Source organism: Streptomyces fildesensis (genome assembly GCF_016107395.1).
GTDB classification, from domain to species: domain Bacteria; phylum Actinomycetota; class Actinomycetes; order Streptomycetales; family Streptomycetaceae; genus Actinacidiphila; species Actinacidiphila fildesensis.
This window is the reverse complement of the sequence record NZ_JAAIKO010000001.1, coordinates 310614-329522: the sequence shown is the minus strand read 5'-3', so window position 1 is coordinate 329522 and position 18909 is coordinate 310614. Positions and strand designations below refer to the sequence as shown.

Here is an 18909-nt window from a genome sequence, read left to right as displayed (position 1 = left end):
TCATGAACGTGTTCGGCGTGGACATCGGTGGCACAGGCATCAAGGGCGCTCCGGTCGATCTGGAGCGCGGCGATCTGGCGGAAGTGCGCTGCAAGGTGTCGACCCCGCATCCGGCCACCCCGGACGCCGTGCTCGACGGCGTCCAGCAGGTCGTGGAGCATTTCGGCTGGTCGGGGCCGGTCGGCGTGACCTTCCCCGGGGTCGTGGTGGACGGGGTGACCCGGACCGCGGCCAATGTCGACTCCGACTGGATCGGCAAGGACGCCCGCGCCCTGATCTCGGAGCGGCTGGGCATGCCGGTGGCCGTCCTGAACGACGCGGACGCGGCCGGCATGGCCGAGATGACCTTCGGCGCCGGCCGGGGCCGCGGCGGGACGGTGATCCTGCTGACGCTGGGCACCGGCATCGGCAGCGCGGTCTTCGTCGACGGGCACCTGCTGCCCAACACCGAGCTGGGCCATCTGGAGCTGCACGGCCATGACGCGGAGAAGCGCGCGTCGGTCAAGGCCCGCGAGGAGGACGACCTCAGCTGGGAGCACTGGGCGCACCGGCTGACGAAGTACCTCGCCCATGTGGAGATGCTGTTCTCGCCCGAACTGTTCGTGATCGGCGGCGGGGTGAGCCGCAAGGCGGAGAAGTTCCTGCCGCTGATCGAGGGGATCAGCGCCGAGATCGTCCCTGCTGGTCTGCAGAACAACGCGGGGATCGTCGGAGCCGCCATGAACGCTGCAAAGCTCTGACGCCGACGATGCCGGCGGCCAGCAGCGTGCCGGTGTAGAGCCAGCCGGTCAGCAGGGCCAGACCGGTGAACATGCCCAGCAGATGGCCGACGAAGCCGCCGCCGTTGTCGTCACCGGTCAGCGCGATGGCGGTGGCGAACGCGATGGGGGCGGCGATCGGCGCCGCCACCAGGTCGTACGGCCGGACGTACAGCCCCGCCGTGACGCACACCGCGATGAACACCAGCCCGAAGAAGACCCCGGGCCCGTCGAAGAGCAGGGCGTCCAGCGCACCGCCGGTCACCGTGACCACGACGGTCAGCAGCCCCGTCCCCAGCCCGGTGAGCTTCGGCTGGGCCTGTGGCAGTCGCACCACCCTGGCGAGCGCCGTGATCGTGGGCGCGAGCGAGGCCAGCGGCCCGCGACGTGCCGACCGGTAGACCACCGAACCCCCCACCGTGCCCGTGGGGCGGGCCGGCCTGGGCAGCCGGGGCCTGCCCTGGGCGTCTCTGCTGCCGTTCCCGGTGTCGTTTTTGGTGCCGTTCCTGGTGCCGGTGCGCGCACTGTGTTGCTCCACCCACTCAAAGTAGGCGGATGACCCCGGTCATACCCTGGCAGGACACGCCTTTGCCCGGTCCTTGGCCTTCTGTTCGACGGCGACGGGTCGGGCCCGCGCTCGCCCCGTAGACTGGTGGATCGGTCCCTGGACCACTCCACTCTCCTCGCTCCTCTCGTTACGGGAAGTCGCCACGTGTCGCTCACGATCGGAATCGTCGGTCTGCCGAATGTCGGCAAGTCGACCCTTTTCAACGCCCTGACCAAGAACGACGTGCTGGCGGCCAACTACCCGTTCGCCACCATCGAGCCGAACGTGGGCGTCGTCGGCGTCCCCGACCCGCGCCTCGCCCAGCTCGCCAAGATCTTCGGCTCGCAGAAGCTGCTCCCCGCCACGGTCGACTTCGTCGACATCGCGGGCATCGTGCGCGGTGCGAGCGAGGGTGAGGGCCTGGGCAACAAGTTCCTGGCGAACATCCGCGAGTCGGATGCGATCTGCCAGGTCATCCGGGCCTTCAAGGACGAGAACGTCGTGCACGTCGACGGCAAGGTCTCGCCCAAGGACGACATCGAGACGATCAACACCGAGCTGATCCTCGCGGACATGCAGTCCGTCGAGAAGGCCGTCCCGCGCCTCACCAAGGAGGCCCGCCTCCAGAAGGAGAAGGCCGCCGTCCTGGCCGCGGTCCTGGACGCCCAGAAGATCCTCGAAGAGGGCCGCACTCTCTACGCCGCCGGCATCCACGCCGGCACCGAGCAGGGCCGCCTCCTCCACGAGCTGCACCTGCTCACCGTCAAGCCGTTCCTCTACGTCTTCAACGTGGACGAGGACGAGCTGACCGACGAGGACTTCAAGAACGAGCAGCGCGCGCTCGTCGCCCCCGCCGAGGCGATCTTCCTGAACGCCAAGATCGAGGCCGAGCTGATCGAACTCGACGACGAGGAGGCCCTCGAGCTCCTGCAGTCCATGGGCCAGGAGGAGCCCGGCATGGCCGTCCTCGGCCGCGTCGGCTTCGACACCCTCGGCCTGCAGACGTACCTCACCGCCGGCCCCAAGGAAACCCGCGCCTGGACCATCAAGAAGGGCGCCACGGCCCCCGAGGCGGCCGGTGTGATCCACACCGACTTCCAGCGCGGCTTCATCAAGGCCGAGATCGTCTCCTTCGACGACCTCGTCGCCTGCGGCTCCATCCCCGAGGCCCGCGCCAAGGGCAAGGCCCGCATGGAGGGCAAGGACTACGTGATGCAGGACGGCGACGTGGTCGAGTTCCGCTTCAACGTGTAGCCGGTGACATACCACCACGTCACTGATCTGACAAACATGCAGGTCAGAAGGGGTCCGGCCTTCCGGGGTCGGGCCCTTTGTTTTTTCCCGTGCTGGGATGATGCTGGGATAGCTGACCCCTCGTCACCTGTCATCACCCCTGCTCATCCCTACCGTGCTGGGATCGTGCTGGGATGGCGTGCGGCGCCCGTGCTGGGTTGTGGGCCGGTGCTGGGTGAGTGTGCGGGTGGGGCTCATTGCGGGCGGGGCCCGTACGGACTCCAGCCGCGGAGGAAGGGTTCAAGGTCGGCGGCGCCGGGTTTGGACGGCGTGGGGAGCTTTGGCGCTGAGGCGGTCTCGATGAGGCGTTGGAGGTGCGTGGTTGCGAACGCGAGCCACTCCTCGATGACCGGAACGGGAACCTTCGGTGAAACGGGCCCAGATCCAGTCGCGCAGCGTCTCGGTGTTGAGAAGCCGTATTCCTATCGATCGTGAAGGCGGTACCGCACGGTGCGCGATCCGGGGCTGACCCGCTAGCGGTCGGTGTAGTGGCCGTAGACGCGGGCGATCTCCAGTACGTCACCACTCACCCGGTACACGAGGCGGTGTTCCTCGGTGATACGCCGCGAGCACCAGCCCTTGAGTGCGCCTTTCAGCATCTCGGGCTTTCCGATGCCGTTGCCGTCATCGGGGTTGCGCTGGATGTCCGCGATCAGGACGTTGATGCGCTTGAGGCTGCGCCGGTCGATCATGGCCCACTGCGCGTACTGCTCCCATGCGCGGGTGGAGAACATGACCTTCACTCCGCCGCCTCCGGGTCGATCAGGTCGCGCACAGTGCCGCGTCCGGCGTCCAGCTCAGCAACAGACTCCATCAGCTCAGCGGCGGTGCGCGCGTTGCCGAGCAGGTACATGGTCTCCGTCCACGCTTCGTAGTCGGACTCTGCCATGAGGACGGCGTTTCCCTGTTTGGAGGCGATCCGCACCGGTGCGTGATCGTCGTTGACCTTCTTCAGCAGCGGGAAGAAGTCCCTCCGCGCCTCGGTTCCAGTGATCGTCATTGCTGTTGTCCCTTTCGCTCCGGCCGCCCTCGAATGGTACTGAAAACTGTACATCACCAGTACGGATTTCGGTACCAGAGAGCCTAGCGGCTGCTCATCCCAGCCAAGATCACCCAACCAGGCACCCTGTTCGATCAGATGCCTCGTTGAGGCGCACAGGGAGACGATGCTGGATGTCGAGGTCGACATCGGCGTGTCCCGGGGCCAACTCTGGGCGATTGTCAAGGGGGCGCGACCGGGCCCGGTAGGCTTGCCTGTCCGGGGTGGGCGGGGTGGATCCGGGTGGGCCACCGTCTGCCGACAGGCGAAGGGATCGGCGCATGGCCACCGTATTTCGGGTGGTGACCGTGGATGACGAGGACGGCCATGAGGTTCGGACGCAGTACTACGACGAGGCGGGGGGCGAGATCCCTGCCCCCCGGCTGTCTGTCGTGCGCGGGTCGGCCCGTGGCGCCGTATCCCGTGTTGCCGTACCCCCTGTTGCCGTAGCTCATGCGGCTGTTGAGCCCGCGGGGGGTCGGGAAAGGGTTTCGTCCCCGGCGTTCGCCGGGGAGCAGTGGGCGGTGTTGTCCGGGTGTGTGGCGGTGTTTCTGCCGGCGGATCCACCGCGCAGTGGGCGCGTCGCGTTTCATGTCGCGGGGAGCGGTCGGCTTCCCGTGGGTTTGCCGGCCGAGGACGTGGAGATCGTTACCGCGCATGGGCGTGGTGCGCGTCGGCGTACGGTGTCGGCGGTGGTGCGGCCGTTGGCCGAGGTGCTGCCCTGGGTCTTGTCCGTGGACGTGGAGGCGGATGCGCCGTGCGGTGAGACGGCGGCAGTCTGGCGGCATGCTGCTCTGTACGCCCTGCACCTGGCGGGGCGTGGGCTGCTGCTGCCGGGGCTCAGCGCCGGTGACCATGATGCCTGGCGGCTTGGCCCTTATGCGGAGGCGGACGCGACCTGGGTGCGAGCGCTGGCCGAGGTCATGCCGCCCGCCGCGTACGCCGTACCGCTGGAGTCCGCGGGGGAGGGGAGTGCGCGTACGCCGCTGCAACTCCCCGATCCTTACGCCCGGTTGAGGGAGTTCATGGACGCGGTGGCGGATCTGCTGCCGCGTACCCCTGCCGCATCGGCGGCCGCGGGGATGCGGCCGTTCGCCTCGCGGGATGCGCAGCACCTGCCGGGGCTGCGGGCGTGGGCCGCGCAGGTGGCCGACGGCCGGGATGCCGGTGTACGCGTCTCGCTGCGGCTCGAACTGCCGGGCGGCGCGATGCGTGAATATGCGGACGACGAGGGCGACGCGTACGACGAGGACGCGTACGACGCTGCTCTGGAGGTGGCCGGTGCATCAGTGCGGGCCGTCGTGCAGGTGCACTCGCTCGCCGATCCGCTGCTCCTCGCGGACGCGGCCGGCGTCTTCAGTGGCGAGAGCGGCGGTTTCGGTCCGCGTACCCGCGTCCAGGTGGAGGACGTTCTGCGCCGGGCCGCCGCTGCGTGGCCGCCGCTGCACCGGATCCTCTCGCTGCCGGTTCCAGATGAACTCGCCCTGGACGACCAGGAGTTCATTGGACTCCTGGCAGGCGGGGCGGCCTCGCTGTCGGCCGCCGGGGTGGCCGTCCACCTCCCCAAGGAGCTGGCGCGGGAGATGACGGCCCGCGCGGTGATCGAGCCCGACAAGGAGGCCGAGCGCGAGAAGGATGCCGAGACCCCCGCGTTCTTCTCGCCCGAGCAACTCCTCTCCTTCCGCTGGGAGTTCGCGGTCGGCGACCGTACGCTGACGCAAGGCGAGCTGGACCGGCTCGCGCAGGCCCGCCGCCCCCTGGTGCGGCTGCGTGACCAGTGGGTCGTGGTGGACGCGGAGCTGCTGCGCAAGGCGCGCAGGGCCCGCAAGGAACTGGGCGCCCTCGATGCGCTGGCCGCCGCGCTCACCGGCAGCGTGGAGGACCCCGACGGTGTTCTCGTTCCCGTACGGGCAGGAGGGTGGCTGGCCGCGCTGCGCGACAGGCTCGCCGCTCCCGAGCGGGCCAGTGCGGCCGAGTTGGCCGCGCCAGCCGCCCTGGACGCCACCCTGCGCGGCTATCAGCTGCGCGGACTTGCCTGGCTGGACCGGATGACCAGGCTGGGGCTCGGCGCCTGCCTCGCCGACGACATGGGCCTGGGCAAGACGATCACCACGATCGCCCTGCATCTGCGCCGCCAGGAGGATCCGGCGACCGCGGGCAGGCCGGCTCTGGTGGTCTGTCCGGCATCCCTGCTCGGCAACTGGGGCCGGGAGATCGACAGGTTCGCGCCCGGCACCCCCTGGCGCCGCCACCATGGACCGGGGCGCGATCTGGGCGGCCTCAAGCCGGGCGAGATCGTCCTCACCACATACGGAACCATGCGCCGCGACGCCCAGGCGCTCGCCGAAGCCGGGCCGTGGGGGCTCCTCGTCGCGGACGAGGCGCAGCACGTGAAGAACCCGGCAGGGGCCACCGCGAAAGCGCTGCGCACCCTGCCGAGTTCGGCGCGCGTAGCCCTGTCGGGCACGCCGGTGGAGAACAACCTCAGTGAACTGTGGGCGCTCCTGGACTGGGGCACCCCCGGGCTGCTCGGCTCCCTGAAGACCTTCAGGCAGCGGTACGGGCGGGCCGCCGAGCGTGCCGCGCGCGGCGGTGCGGCCGGCGAGGAGGACAGTGCGGCGGCCGAGCGCCTCGGCCGGCTCATCCGCCCCTTCGTGCTGCGCCGCCGCAAGGCCGACCCGGGCATCGCGCCCGAGCTGCCACCGAAGACAGAGACCGATGAGCGGGTGCTGCTGAGTAGGGAGCAGACCGTGCTCTACGAGGCGCAGGTACGCGAGTCGCTCGCCGCGATCCGGGAGGCGAAGGGCATCGCCCGGCACGGCCTCGTACTCAAACTCCTCACCGCGCTCAAGCAGATCTGCAACCACCCCGCCCAATATCTGAAGGAGCCCGACGCGACCCGGCTGACCGGCCGCAGTGGCAAACTGGAACTCCTCGACGAACTCCTCGATGTGATCGTCGCCGAGGACGCGTCCGTGCTGCTGTTCACCCAGTACACGCAGATGGCCCGCCTCCTCGAACACCATCTGACCGCGCGCGGCATCAACTCCCTTTATCTGCACGGCGGTACGCCGGTGAAGCGGCGCGAGGAGATGGTCGACGCCTTCCAGCACGGCGAGGCCCCGGTCTTCCTGCTCTCCCTGAAGGCCGCGGGCACCGGCCTCAATCTCACCCGCGCCGGGCACGTCATCCACTACGACCGGTGGTGGAACCCGGCCGTGGAAGATCAGGCCACCGACCGCGCGTACCGCATCGGCCAGACCCAGCCCGTCCAGGTCCACCGCCTGATCTCCGAGGGTACGGTGGAGGACCGGATCGCCCAACTCCTCAGCAGTAAGCGTGACTTGGCGGACTCCGTGCTCGGGGGGCAGGGCGAGGCCGCCCTCACCGACCTGAGCGACGATGAACTCGCCGATCTGGTCTCCCTGCACTCCGCCCACGGCGACAGGAGCCGCCGATGAGACGCCGCACCGGTACCCTCGCCCTCCCGGCGCCGCAACTGGCGCGCGGGCAGCGGGAGATGGCGAGCAGCTGGTGGGGCGAGGAGTGGATCGACTCCCTTCAGACGCCTTCCTCGTCGTTCGGGTACGGATTCTCCGCGGGCCACGACAGCCGCCTGGCCCGCGCCCGCACCTACGCACGCAAGGGGGCGGTCGGCGAGATCACGGTGCGGCCGGGGTCGGTGGCCGCCCGCGTCAAGGGCAGCCGCCGTACCCCCTACCGCTGCGAGATCCACGTACCCGAACTGTCCGAGGCGCAGTGGGACAAGCTCTTCGAGGAGTGGACCGCCGCCGGGCGGGAGCTGCTGCTCGAACTCGCCCAGGGTCGGCTCGGCGTACACGCGGTCGATGCCGCGGTGCGGGCGGAGACGGATCTGGTCCCACCGCCGGACGCGTTCGTCTACCACTGCTCCTGTCCCGACTGGGGCGACCCGTGCAAGCACGCCGCCGCGCTGTCGTACGCGTTCGCGCGGGCCCTGGACACCCGCGCCGAGGCGCTGCTCGTACTGCGCGGACGCGACCTTGTCGAGGCAGCCACCGAGATCTCGGTACGCCACAGAGCGCGGGAGCAGTCCGCGGCGGACGAGGAGGCCGTACGGGCGGCGCGGCCCAGTGGGGTCCCGGCGGGTGAGGCGTTCGCGCGGGCCCGGGCCCGCGCGGCGGACGGTCCTGCCGTACTGCCGGTGCTGCCCGCGCCCCTCCTTGTTCCCGTCCCGGCTCCTGTCGTGGGCCAGGAGAGGGCCGCGGCGATGACGCCGGTGCTGCTCGTGGGCGAGTCCGTCGCCCCGGAAGCGCTGCACCTGCTGGCTGTCGATGCCGCCCGGCGTGCTTCGGCGGTCTATGTGTGGGCGGTTGACCAGCGGGATGTCACCGATACAACGGCGGCTGCCGGGGCCGCGCAGACGCAGGCGGCCGATCTTCTGATGCTGGACGGCGACCCCTGGCACGACACCGTGCGCCGGGCTGCTGCCGCCGACGGCGACCTGCCGGTGGTCTCCCGCCTCCTGAACAGCTCGGGCCGGGCCCGCACCCAGCTCGCCCGGGCGAGCGTCGCCTGGCGCTACGGCGGCCCGGCGGCGCTGAGCGCCCTGGACGGCACACTCGTACCGCCGCCCGAGACTGAGGCCGCGGCACGCGAGCGGCTGCTGCAGGTACGGATTCCAGGCCGGTCAGGACCGCCCAGGCCGCGCCGGACCCGTGGCCGCCTGCAGCTGGTCGGCGAGGACGTCGAGCTGCGCTGGGGCTCGGACGGGTGCTGGTACCCGTACCAGAAGGAGCGCGGCCAGTGGTGGGCGGCGGGCCCGCCCGCCACCGACGCCGACGAGGCGCTGTACGGAGCCCTCGGCGCACAGTGACCTTGGGGCGAATGGACGGGTGCGGCGAATGGACGGCACGACCTGGCAGCTCTCCATCGACAAAGGGGCGCCCTCACCGACGAACCCGTCCCAGTCGTGGCGGTCTCCCGCCGCAGAGTCGACGGCCCGAGGCCCGATGCCGCCTACGGCCCCGGCGGCTTGCTGAACGCTTGGCCGCTGTGAGGGGCGGATCGCAGGCGAGACACGGGAGTTGGCGAGCGCGATCAGGTCGAAGACGATGCGGAAACGCCCCGCAGACCTCAGCCCCTTGCCGACGCTGTTGTGTACCGTTGGCGACCCCGGGTCTTGTATTTTGTCGCGCATCCTGTGCTGGGATGGTGCTGGAATGCTCCCACATACCCGCAGGTCAGAGCGTTGTGGGGTAGTTCCGCTTCAACGTCTGATCGGTTCGTTACCGCAAGCTGGGTTGTTCGTCAGGTTCGCAGATGGCAAGGGGTCGACTCTTTCGGGAGTCGACCCCTTGCCGGTTCCCGTGCTGGCATCGCCCTCTTCTCCACAAGGCCCTCGGGGCCCAGCGGTCGGATGGCGGCGCGCGAGCGTGGCCAGCGTTGCCAGGTCGCCAGCGGTGGTGGGGGCGAAGCCGTGCACGACGACCGGTGGTCCGCCGTGATCGGACAGACTCCGTGCCCAGCTCGCCCAACTCGACCGGCGTGCGGACGAGTTGGGCCACGCCCGGCAGACCCTGCGGCGGGCGATCGCGACCACCGAACAGGCCGGATGACCACACGCCGTCCGGACGACGTCAGGACGTGAGGGGCTCGGGTGCCGGGGCTGAGGTGGTGGGTGCGGTGGTGGTCGGGGTGGGTGTGGGGGTGGGCGTCGTCGACGGCGAGTGGGTCGGGGTCGGCGAGGGGGAGTGGGTCGTTGTCGAGGAGTGCGGCGACGGGGTGGCCGAATGCGTGGTCGTCGGCGGGGTGGAGGTGACGCTGCCCGGACGGTTCGTCAGGGTGTCCGTGGCGCCCGTGTCGCCCCTCGGGCGCTTGAACCACTGGTCCGTCTGCGCGTCGTAGAGGACGAACGCGTCCACGTCCTTCTTCGCGTCCGCCACGGTCACCACCTTGGCCGGGTCGTAGGACGGCCATGCCTGCCCGGTCGTCTTCGCGTTCTGCGCGGGTGCCGGCGACTGGAGCGGGTTGCCGCAGGCGCAGCGCACGCGCGGCTCCCCGCGGTCACCGACCAGGACGGCGGTGCCGGTCTGCAGCACGGACTGGAAGGCGGTGGCCTTGCCGTCCTTGAAGCCGTGATTGGTGACGCTGGTGTCCATGCGCAGCTGTACGGGCGTCAGGGAGCGCAGATAGGCGGGGATTTCGGACGGCTCGATGCCTTCGACGCCGGCGAAGGCCTTGGCTTTCGCCGCGTCGCCCGTCAGGAAGTCGATCTGCCGTTCGACGTCACAGCTCGACACCTTGAGCGTGCCGCCGTACAGGCCGGGCGCCGAGCCGTCCGCGGTGCTGGTGCCGTCCGTCCCGCTGGACAGCAGGCTGGGCATCGGGCTGGCGGAGGCGGGCTCCGAGGAGTCCTTCGCCGTTGACTGGGTGAAGGGGGCGGTGCCCGCGGCGGCTGCCGGCTGGAGCAACAGCTCGGGGCCCGTGCTGTCGGAACCGCTCGTGTCGGCGGACTTCTTGTCCGGACGGGTGAGGAAGACGACCAGAGCCACGGCCGCGACCAGGACGACCGCGATCAGGGCGACCCGGGGCGCGGACCGCCACCAGGGCCGGTGGTCTCCCGGGCCCCCGCTCCCGTCCCCGCCGCCTCCGCCGCCCCGGCCGCCGCTCCCGTCCTCGGGGCCGCCCGGCGAGCCGCCCTGCCCCGACGGGGCGGGCTGCTGCCGGGGCATGGCCTGCGTCGGGTCCGACGGGCGCGGCGCGGCGAGCGGGCCCGACGGTGGGCCGGTCGGGTGGCTTTCGGGGGGCGGTGCAGATGTCACGAGTCCCTCTTCCGGCGCGCGGATCGTCCGGCGCAGTGAGAAATTTGCCCAGTAATCATCAGTTTTGGTCCATTGTGTGATCCGGTGCACTGTCGCCCGCAAGTTCTGCATCGCCTCCGTTCCCGGCAGGAGACAGCGTGAGTCAGCCGCGAAGCCCCGTTCCCAGCGCCCTCCGGGCCTGGGGAGAGGCCCTCGCCACAGCCGTGGCGGGGACCGCCGTCATGCTCGTCGTGGCCGCCCTCGGCCTGTGGGCGGCGGGCGCGGGCGACCTTCCCGGCGGCGCGTTCCCCCCGGTGGTCGCGGCCGTGGTCGTCATGGCGGTCGGCGGCTCGGTCGAACTGTCAGGTGACGCCGGGTTCCTCGCCCGGACGGACGCCGCCATCGACGTCATTCCGCTGTCGGTGACGCTGGCCGGCTCCCTCGTGACCGCCGTCGTCTTCCTGCTGCCGCTGCGCGCGAGGGCGGTGACCGACGTCGGAGAGCTGCTCGGCCGGGTCGCCCGAACGGCCGTGCTCTGGCTGCTGCTGCTCCTGCTGCTCGCCCTCGCGGCCCGCCACACCTTCAGCATCCCGGTGGGCAACGGCATCGAGCAGGACCTCGGCGAGGCGCTCGGCGCGACGCCACAGGTCGGATTCCGCGCGGACGTCCCCCCGACCCTCGGATTCGGCCTCCTCTGGGTGCTGGCCGTGCTCGCGCTCGCCTTCCTCGTCTCCCGGAAGGCACCGCTGCCCTCCCGGCTGCTGCACTTCCAGAACTCCGTCCGGCCGCCGGCCTTCGCGATGCTGCTGGTGCTGCTCGGCTATGTGGTGATCGGCCTGATCGCCGGGCTGGTCACCCTGATCACGCGGGGCCATCCGGCTGAGACCGTCGCCGTCCTGCTCCTCGGCCTGCCGAACCTGGTCTGGATCGCACTCGGCCTCGGCATGGGCGGAACGTGGGAGGGGCACGTGGACCAGGCCATCGGGCTGCCCATGCCGCACATGCTCGACCAGGTGCTCCGCAGCAAGGGCGTGGACCGGAACCTCGACATGAGCTCGCTCACCCAATACGACGGCCGGGCCTGGCTGCTGGTGGCCGTGGCCGCCGTGGCGCTGCTCGGTGCCGGGTTCGTCGCGGCGGTACGTTCCCCGGTCCGGACGCCGGCGTGGCGGCACGCCGTCGACATGGCCGTGGCCTCGGCCGTCGCCCTGCTCCTCGTCGGACTGACCACCCGGATCTCCGCGCGCTACGGGCTGTCCCTGATCGGCATCGGAGACCTCGGCGGCGGTCTGGGCGGAGAGGTCTCCCTGGAACCGCACCTCTTCCTGCTGGTCGTCCTGGCGGCGCTCTGGGGGCTGGTCACCGGGTTCCTCGGCAGCCTGCTGGCCCGGCACGTACGCCATCGTCCGGGCGACGTGAAGGACGCGACGGCGGACTGAGACGGGCAGGGGGCGGTCGTGGCCGCGAGGTGACGGGCGGTGAACGTCAGCCGGGGCGGGCCGGGAACACCGGCGCGGCCCAGCCCGGTGGTGGCGGCGGAGCCGCGGTCCGCTGCCGCCGGCCGTCCGCCTCCGCGCCGCCACCCGAGTTCACCCGGGTGGCGGCATGCTCGGCCGGCGGACTCCCCGCCGTCCCCGGCCGGCCGCTCCGGCCGGCGGTCCGCAGCGCCGTGACGAACCCCCGGCAGGTCTCGTAACGGTTCTCGGGGGCCTTGGCCAGGGCCTTGCCCAGCACCGCGTCGACGGCCTGCGGCAGGCCCGGCCGCAGCTCGGACAGGCCCGGCGGCGAGTCGTACTGGTGCGCCCAGAGCAGGGCCATGTCGTCGTCGCGGCGGAACGGCGGCGCCCCGGTCAGCATCTCGAAGACCACACAGCCCAGGCTGTAGACGTCGCACCGGCCGTCCACCGGCCGGCCCGAGATCTGCTCGGGCGCCACGTAGTCCAGCGTGCCCACGAACTGCCCGACGCTGGTGAAGCCGGTCAGCGACAGCGACTTCTTCGTCAGGCCGAAGTCCGTCAGATAGGCGTGCTCGGGACGGTCGCTGTCGGTGCCTTCGGCCAACAGGATGTTGCCGGGCTTGACGTCCCGGTGCACGAGGTCGTGCGCGTGCGCGGCGTCCAGCGCCGAGGCCACTTGCAGGGCCACCCGGCAGGTGGCCTCGAGGGACAGCGTCCCTTCGCGGTCGAGCAGCGCCCGCAGGTCCCTGCCCTCGACGTACCGCATGGCGATGTAGAGCACGCCGTCCGTCTCACCGGCCTCGAAGATCGGCACGATGTGCGGATGGTCGATGGCCGCCGCCACCCGTGACTCATGGGCGAAGCGCTTGCGGAAGTTGTCGTTGCGGGCGAGTTCCGGCGCCAGCACCTTCACGGCCACGGTCCGGCCGAGCCGCAGGTCCCGCGCCCGGTAGACGACCGCCATACCGCCCCGGCCGATCTCGTCCTCCAGCTGGTACTCCGCGATCCGGTGCCCGCGCAGTCCGGAGTCGGGTGAGGGGTCCCGGCTGGTCACCGGGGCTCACCGAACCGCGTCGGCGGATGGTCGGCCGACGGGACGACACGGGTCTTCCCGGCGGCCGGGGGCCCATCGGCGAACCTCGTCTTCTCGGCGACCCGGGTCTCGTCGGCGCCGGCGGCCGCCTCTTCAGGAGGTACGGCCCCGCCGCCTCTGTCCGCGTTCCCGTCGCCACCCCCGGCCGACGGCCGTTGCGAGGCGGCGAACGTCCGCAGCGACACCCCGTCGCAGTAGCACCACCGCTCGTGGCGCTGGTCGTAGAGCCAGACCGCTTCGCCGTCCACGACCACACCGACCCGCATGCCGCGCGTGCGCTCCCGGAACTCCTCGCCGTCCAGCTGCCCGGCGCCCAGTTCCTCGACCAGCCGCCGGTAGCGGCCCACCTCGGCCTCGACGGTGGCCAGCAGCGGCCGGGGGTCGGCGGTCCGGGCGGACGGCTGCCCGGCGGCGGGCGGTCCGTGCGGGACCGACAGCAGCAGCCGGCCGTCCACCCACGCCGACCACCCGTTGGAGCACAGCGCCAGCGCCCAGTCCCCCCGGCGGTCGACGACCTGGACGGGCAGCAGCGGGTCCAGCGGGCCGCTCGGCTGCGTCGCGTCCGGTGCCGACCAGGTCATCAGGCCTTCCGGCGGGACGACATGGGTGGGAAGGAAGTCGGGAGCGACAGTCACGGGCAGCTCCTCGGGGCACGGGTACGGGTACGGGTACGGGTGGGGATGGCAGACGAAAGCGCGGGGCGTTCGGCGCTACTTCCGCATGATCGCGGGTTCGTGCCGCCGCAGCAGCCTGGCGACCAGGAACCCCAGCACCGCCGAGAGGACGACCAGCATGCCCATGTTCAGCAGCCAGACCCCGGGCGAGTGCCGGAACAGCGGGTCCGAGGTGAGTTCCTGCGGCACGATCCGGTGCAGGCCCACCGTGCCCGCCATGGCGCCCAGCGCCCAGCGGGACGGCACCAGCCAGGACAGCTGCTCCAGCCCCGGCACGCCGTTCAGCTTCAGCAGCGCACCGCAGAACACGACCTGCACGATCGCGAGGAGGACCAGCAGCGGCATGGTGACCTCCTCCTTCCGCACGAGCGCGGACACGAACAGGCCCAGCATCATCGCGGTGAAGGCCAGCAACGCCACGGCGAGGGTGATTTCGAGGAGTGGTGGCAGGAACACCCCTTTCCCTCCAGGGGCGTTCAGATCCACGCCGAACAGCCCCACCATGGTGAGCACCACGGCCTGCACCACCGTGATCGTCCCGAGCACCACCACCTTCGACATCAGATACGCGGACCGGGACAGCCCGACGGCCCGTTCCCGCTGGTAGATCACCCGCTCCTTGACGAGCTCGCGTACGGCGTTCGCGGCGCCGGTCAGCACGGCTCCGACGCACAGGATCAGCAGCCCGTTCAACGCCGTCTCCTGGGTGAGCTTGCTGCCGGCCAGGGCGTGGGCCATCGCGCCCATCACGAACGGCAGGGCCACCATGATGATCAGGAACGTCCGGTCGGCCGTCAGCGCGGCCGCGTACCGCCGGACCAGCGTGCGCAGTTGCGCGCCCCAGCTCTGCGGCTTCGGCGGGGCGACCGGGACCCGCGCGGGCCCGGGGACGTGCTGCGGCTGCCGGGACTCCGTCGAGATGTACTGCCGGTGCAGCGGCGAGGCGCGGTACAGGCCCGACCAGTCGCGCTCCCCGTCGTTCTCGAACGCCTCGAAGGCCTCCGGCCACTGTTCGAACCCGAAGTACGCCAACGCGTCCTCCGGCGGCCCGTAGTACGCGATCTTCCCGCCCGGCGCGAGCACCAGCAGCCGGTCGCAGACGTCCAGGCTCAGCACGCTGTGCGTGACGACGATGACCGTGCGGCCGTCGTCCGCCAGGCCGCGCAGCATGTGCATCACCGAGCGGTCCATGCCCGGGTCGAGACCGGACGTCGGCTCGTCGAGGAAGAGCAGGGACGGCTTCGTCAGCAGCTCCAGCGCCACGCTCACCCGCTTGCGCTGGCCGCCGGAGAGGCTGTGGATGGGCTGGCCGACCCGCTGGCCGAGTCCCAGCTCCTGGATCACCTCGTCGACCCGCGCCTGCCGCTCCGCCTTGACGGTGTCCTCGGGGAAGCGCAGTTCCGCCGCGTAGCCGAGGGCCCGCCGCACGGTCAGCTGCGAGTGCAGGATGTCGTCCTGCGGTACGAGGCCGATGCGCTGGCGCAGCTCGGCGTAGTCCCGGTACAGGTCCCGGCCGTCGTAGAGGACGGTGCCCTCGTCCGCGGGGCGCTGCCCGGTCAGCGCGTTGAGCAGCGTCGACTTGCCCGCGCCGCTCGGGCCGACCACCGCCAGCAGGCACTTCTCGCCGACCGGGAAGGAGATCCCGTCCAGCAGCGTCCGGTGGCCCTTGTCGATCCGTACCGCCAGGTCCTGCACGTCGAGCGACACCTCGCCGGTGTCGACGAACTCCTGGAGTTCGTCGCCGACGAGGCAGAAGGCGGAGTGACCGATGCCGACGATGTCGCCGGGGATCACCGGGGCGCGGGCCACCGGCTGGCCGTTGAGGTAGGTGCCGTTGTGGCTGCCCAGGTCGACGATCTCGTAGCCGTCAGGACCCGCCCGCAGCTCGGCGTGCCGGCGCGAGACCACCAGCTCGTCGATCACCAGGTCGCTGTCGGGAGCGCGGCCGATCCGCACCGTGCGGGCCGTCGAGGGCAGCGGCCGCACGGAACTCGGCCGGCGGAACGTACGGGTGGCGGCGGGATGCGAGACGGACGACGGCCGCCGGACCTCCGCCGGGTGCACCACCGCCGGTCTGCTGAGGACCGCCAGCGGTCCGTCGTCCGCGTCACCGAACCGGATCACGCTGCCGGGGCCGACCGAGGACAGCCGCACCCGCTGTCCGTCGGCGTACGTGCCGTTGGTGCTGTGGTCGTCCTCCAGCATCCAGTGGCCGACGGCGGGCCGGAGGACCGCGTGGTGCCAGGAGACCCGGTCGTCGCTCAGCACGACGTCGCTCTGCGGATCGCGCCCGATACGGTAGGACCTGCTCGGTTCCATCACCTGAGAGTCGCCGTCAGCTTCGACGACGAGCTCGGGTGCGATGGGAGTGACCGGTCGGTCTTCCATGGTCAAATTTTACGGCGGGGAGCCGGGCCCCGCCCGTCGGCAGGTGCCCGTCGGCAGACGGCCGTCACCGGGCCGCGCCGGTGATCACCGAGGGATCACCAGCCGATCACCTTCGGATCACCGGCCATGGGGTGGCATCGGAGGCCGGCTACCGCTGCGTATCCTCGGTTGCCGGGGCGAAGCGGATCGTGGAGGTATGAGGTGGAATTCCGGCTGCTCGGATCCGTCGCCGTGGTCACGGAGAACGGGGACGTGGCGCTGGGGCCCGCCAAACGCTCCAGCCTGCTGGCCATGATGCTGTTGCGGCCCAATACCCCGGTGAACGTCAGCCAGCTGATCGGCGCCCTCTGGGAGGACGAGCCGCCCGCCCACGCCAAGACCGTCCTGCAGGGCCATGTCTCACGGCTGCGGGCGGTGCTCGCCGAGCACGGAGCGTCGGCGTACGGGGTCGAGCTCGCCACGCAGGGGACGGCGTACACCCTGCACCTGCCGGAATCCCTGGTGGACGCCCATCGCTTCGAAGAGCTCGTCGCGCTTGCCGGGGTGCAGCGGCGGCCCGCCGACGCCGTGCGGATGCTGCGGGAGGCGCTCTCCTTCTGGCAGGGACCCGCGCTCACCGGGACCGTGCAGAGCCGGCCGCTGGAGGCGGCGGCCGGCGGGCTGGAGGAGCGGCGGCTGGCCTCGGTGGAGGCGCTCGCCGACGCGTACGGGCAGCTCGGCGAGCACGGCCGGGCCGCCGCCGTGCTCCGCACCGAAGCCGTCGCGCACCCGCTGCGGGAGACCCTGGCGGCCGCGCTGATGCTGGCGCTGGGCCGCTCGGGGCGCCAGTCGGACCGATCGGCTGGTACCACCGCACCCGGCGGCTGCTCGCCGAGGAGCTCGGCGTTGACCCCGGCGAGGCGCTCGGCGAGGCGTACGCGACGCTCCTGCGTTCCGCGGAACCCATGCCGGCCCAGCGCCCCGCCCTCCACACCGCGGTCGCGGTCCCCGAGCAGCTGCCACGGCCGCCGCGCGGATTCACCGGACGGGGCGCCGAACTGGCGTCGCTCGCCCGGGCCGTCGATGCCGGGGACGCGCCCGTCTGCCTGGTCACCGGGCCCGCCGGCGTCGGCAAGACCGCCTTCGCCGTGCACTGGGCGTACGACCGGCGCGCCGACTTCCCGGACGGACGGCTCTTCGCCGACCTGCGCGGCTTCAGCGACACCCCGGCGCCCGAAGCCGGCGCCGTACTGCGGGAGTTCCTCCTGGCACTCGGTACCCCGGCGCAGCGGATACCGGAGACCGCCGACGCGATGGGCGCAATGTTCCGCTCCCTCACCGCGGACAGCCGGCTCCTCGTCGTCCTCGACAACGCGCGCTCCTCCGAGCAGGTCCGGCCGCTGCTCCCCGGCGGTGACCGCTGCACGACGCTGGTCACCAGCCGAGACCGGCTCGGCGGCCTCATCGCCTCCGACGCGGCCCGGCCGGTACCTCTCGGACACCTTCCGCCGGCCGACTCGGTGGCGCTGCTCCGCAGCGTGCTGGGCGCGGATCGGGTCGCCGCCGAGCCCGGCGCCGCCGCGCGGCTGGCCGGACTCTGCGACGGGCTGCCGCTCGCCCTGCGGGTGACGGCGGCACGGCTGGCCGAGCGGCCGCAGTGGACGCTCGACGCGATGGTCGGCGAACTGGCCGACGAACAGGGCTGTCTGGCCCTGCTGAACATCGAGGACACCGGGGTCTCGGCCGCACTGCGGCTGACGCTGCAGCAACTGCCCGAGCCGGCCGCCCGGATGTTCCGCGCGCTCGGCCTGCACACCGGGTCCGACCTGGACCGTTTCGCGGCGGGCGCGCTCGCCGGGATGTCCCCCGCACAGGCCTCCGCCGACCTGGACCGGCTCGCCGCGGCCCATCTGCTCACCGAGACCGTCCCCGGCCGCTGGACGCCGCACGACCTGGTCCGCCTCTACGCCCGCCATCTCGCCCCGCAGGCGGACCCTCAGGGCCTGCACCGCCTCATCGACCACTACCTCTACACAGGGCTCGCGGCGGACGCCGCCGCCGAACCCGGTTCCCAGCCCTGCTACTCGCTGCCCCCGGACTTCCGACGGCCCCCGGCGACCAGGGAGTTCGAGGACCGTGCGGCGGCGCTGGCCTGGTACGAGGCGGAGCGTCCGGCATTGGAGGGCGCGGTCGCCGCGGCCGTCGCGATGGGCCTGCACGACCGGGCCTGGCGGCTCGCCGTCGTGCAGTGGCCGCTGATGCTGTGGCGGATCAGGGACGGCTGGGTGCCGCTCCTCCGGACCGGGCTCGACTCGGCGGAGCACGTGGGCGACCTGGACGCGCAGTCGCGGGTGCGGGCACTGCTCGGCTGGGTGCTGCACGAGGAGGGCCGGGACGCCGAGGCGCTCGTCCAGCTGGAGCAGGCGCCCGAACTGGCCGCACGGGCGGGCGACGCGATCAGCGAGGCGGTGGCCTACGTCAACCTCGGGGCCGTCCTGGACTCCACCGGTGACCACGTCCGGGCGGGGCAGCTGATGACCCACGCGGTCACGCTCGCCGCACGGACCGGCCATCCCCCACCCAGGTGCTGACTCTCCAGCATCTGGCGAGGCACTGCCTCACCACGGAGGCGTACGAGGAGGCGCTCGCGCACACGCTGTCCGCGGCGGAACTGGTCTCCCCCGACGCGGTGGTCGGCCGGGCGATGCTGCAGATCGTCCGGGGCGAGGCGCTGGCCGCCCTCGGCCGTCCCGACGAGGCCGCTGACCAGCTGAAAGGGGCTGCGGCAGCAGCCGAAGCGGCCGGGTTCACGGAGGGCTCGGCACGGGCCGCGGAACTGCTCTCACGGCTGTCAGCCGATCGTTAGCGGTACGTAAGCGGGACGGCAGCGCGCCACCGG

The 18909-nt window shown here is 71.8% G+C and carries 14 protein-coding genes and 1 pseudogene; 8 read left to right on the top strand and 7 right to left on the bottom strand.

Annotated features, from left to right (window positions below; all coding sequences use genetic code 11):
• Positions 1–2 precede the first annotated feature (2 nt).
• On the top strand, positions 3–740 hold the full coding sequence (gene ppgK, locus C6N31_RS01380) for a polyphosphate--glucose phosphotransferase (protein ID WP_138358615.1): 738 nt from the start codon (positions 3–5) through the stop codon (positions 738–740).
• Here the strand turns inward: ppgK and C6N31_RS45855 are convergent.
• Positions 661–1296, bottom strand: a complete 636-nt coding sequence (locus tag C6N31_RS45855; protein ID WP_232484659.1) for a DUF6542 domain-containing protein — start codon at positions 1294–1296, stop codon at positions 661–663. The two genes, ppgK and C6N31_RS45855, sit on opposite strands and share 80 nt — an antisense overlap.
• A 174-nt stretch (positions 1297–1470) precedes the next feature.
• Between C6N31_RS45855 and ychF the strand changes: the two genes are divergently transcribed.
• Entirely contained in the window at positions 1471–2559 is a 1089-nt protein-coding gene (ychF, locus tag C6N31_RS01370; RefSeq protein WP_138358617.1) for a redox-regulated ATPase YchF, read from the top strand.
• A 512-nt stretch (positions 2560–3071) separates the two neighbouring features.
• Here the strand turns inward: ychF and C6N31_RS01365 are convergent.
• Together C6N31_RS01365 and C6N31_RS46860 are read right to left on the bottom strand one after the other, a co-directional pair.
• A complete protein-coding gene (locus C6N31_RS01365; protein WP_138358619.1) occupies positions 3072–3341 on the bottom strand; it encodes a Txe/YoeB family addiction module toxin in 270 nt (89 codons plus the stop codon).
• Positions 3338–3787 (bottom strand): type II toxin-antitoxin system Phd/YefM family antitoxin, encoded by a 450-nt coding sequence (locus tag C6N31_RS46860; RefSeq protein WP_381586432.1) that lies wholly within the window; start codon positions 3785–3787, stop codon positions 3338–3340. The genes C6N31_RS01365 and C6N31_RS46860 overlap by 4 nt, the downstream gene beginning before the upstream one ends.
• A gap of 374 nt (positions 3788–4161) precedes the next feature.
• Here C6N31_RS46860 and C6N31_RS01355 point away from each other — a divergent pair, with 374 nt between their 5' ends.
• Entirely contained in the window at positions 4162–7098 is a 2937-nt protein-coding gene (locus tag C6N31_RS01355; protein WP_269287962.1) for an SCO1167/SCO6262 family helicase, read from the top strand.
• Entirely contained in the window at positions 7095–8492 is a 1398-nt protein-coding gene (locus C6N31_RS01350) for an SWIM zinc finger family protein (RefSeq protein WP_198357021.1), read from the top strand. The genes C6N31_RS01355 and C6N31_RS01350 overlap by 4 nt, the downstream gene beginning before the upstream one ends.
• 763 nt (positions 8493–9255) lie before the next feature.
• Here the strand turns inward: C6N31_RS01350 and C6N31_RS45850 are convergent.
• A complete protein-coding gene (locus tag C6N31_RS45850) occupies positions 9256–10440 on the bottom strand; it encodes a DUF6777 domain-containing protein (RefSeq protein ID WP_198357020.1) in 1185 nt (394 codons plus the stop codon).
• Between the two features lie 137 nt (positions 10441–10577).
• On the opposite strand from C6N31_RS45850, the gene C6N31_RS01340 reads away from it, so the two are divergent.
• Positions 10578–11858 (top strand): streptophobe family protein, encoded by a 1281-nt coding sequence (locus tag C6N31_RS01340; protein ID WP_198357019.1) that lies wholly within the window; start codon positions 10578–10580, stop codon positions 11856–11858.
• A gap of 46 nt (positions 11859–11904) precedes the next feature.
• Here the strand turns inward: C6N31_RS01340 and C6N31_RS01335 are convergent, their stop codons facing one another.
• The 3 genes from C6N31_RS01335 to C6N31_RS01325 all read right to left on the bottom strand — a co-directional run bounded on the left by C6N31_RS01335 (position 11905) and on the right by C6N31_RS01325 (position 16031).
• Complete coding sequence (locus tag C6N31_RS01335; RefSeq protein WP_138351061.1) at positions 11905–12930, bottom strand: serine/threonine-protein kinase; 1026 nt, start codon at positions 12928–12930, stop codon at positions 11905–11907.
• The gene (locus C6N31_RS01330; protein WP_381586430.1) at positions 12927–13604 is read right to left on the bottom strand and encodes a hypothetical protein; all 678 of its coding nucleotides are present in this window, start codon (positions 13602–13604) and stop codon (positions 12927–12929) included. The genes C6N31_RS01335 and C6N31_RS01330 overlap by 4 nt, the downstream gene beginning before the upstream one ends.
• A 75-nt stretch (positions 13605–13679) precedes the next feature.
• Entirely contained in the window at positions 13680–16031 is a 2352-nt protein-coding gene (locus C6N31_RS01325; RefSeq protein WP_138351059.1) for an ABC transporter ATP-binding protein/permease, read from the bottom strand.
• Between the two features lie 126 nt (positions 16032–16157).
• Between C6N31_RS01325 and C6N31_RS46855 the strand changes: the two are divergent.
• From C6N31_RS46855 to C6N31_RS46845, 3 genes and pseudogenes are all read left to right on the top strand, one after another.
• Positions 16158–16805, top strand: a pseudogene (locus tag C6N31_RS46855) (AfsR/SARP family transcriptional regulator); the annotation flags it as partial.
• A gap of 170 nt (positions 16806–16975) precedes the next feature.
• Positions 16976–18601, top strand: coding sequence for an NB-ARC domain-containing protein (locus C6N31_RS46850; RefSeq protein WP_438817403.1), 1626 nt, complete (start codon positions 16976–16978; stop codon positions 18599–18601).
• Entirely contained in the window at positions 18595–18876 is a 282-nt protein-coding gene (locus tag C6N31_RS46845; protein WP_438817402.1) for a hypothetical protein, read from the top strand. The genes C6N31_RS46850 and C6N31_RS46845 overlap by 7 nt, the downstream gene beginning before the upstream one ends.
• Positions 18877–18909: the final 33 nt, after the last annotated feature.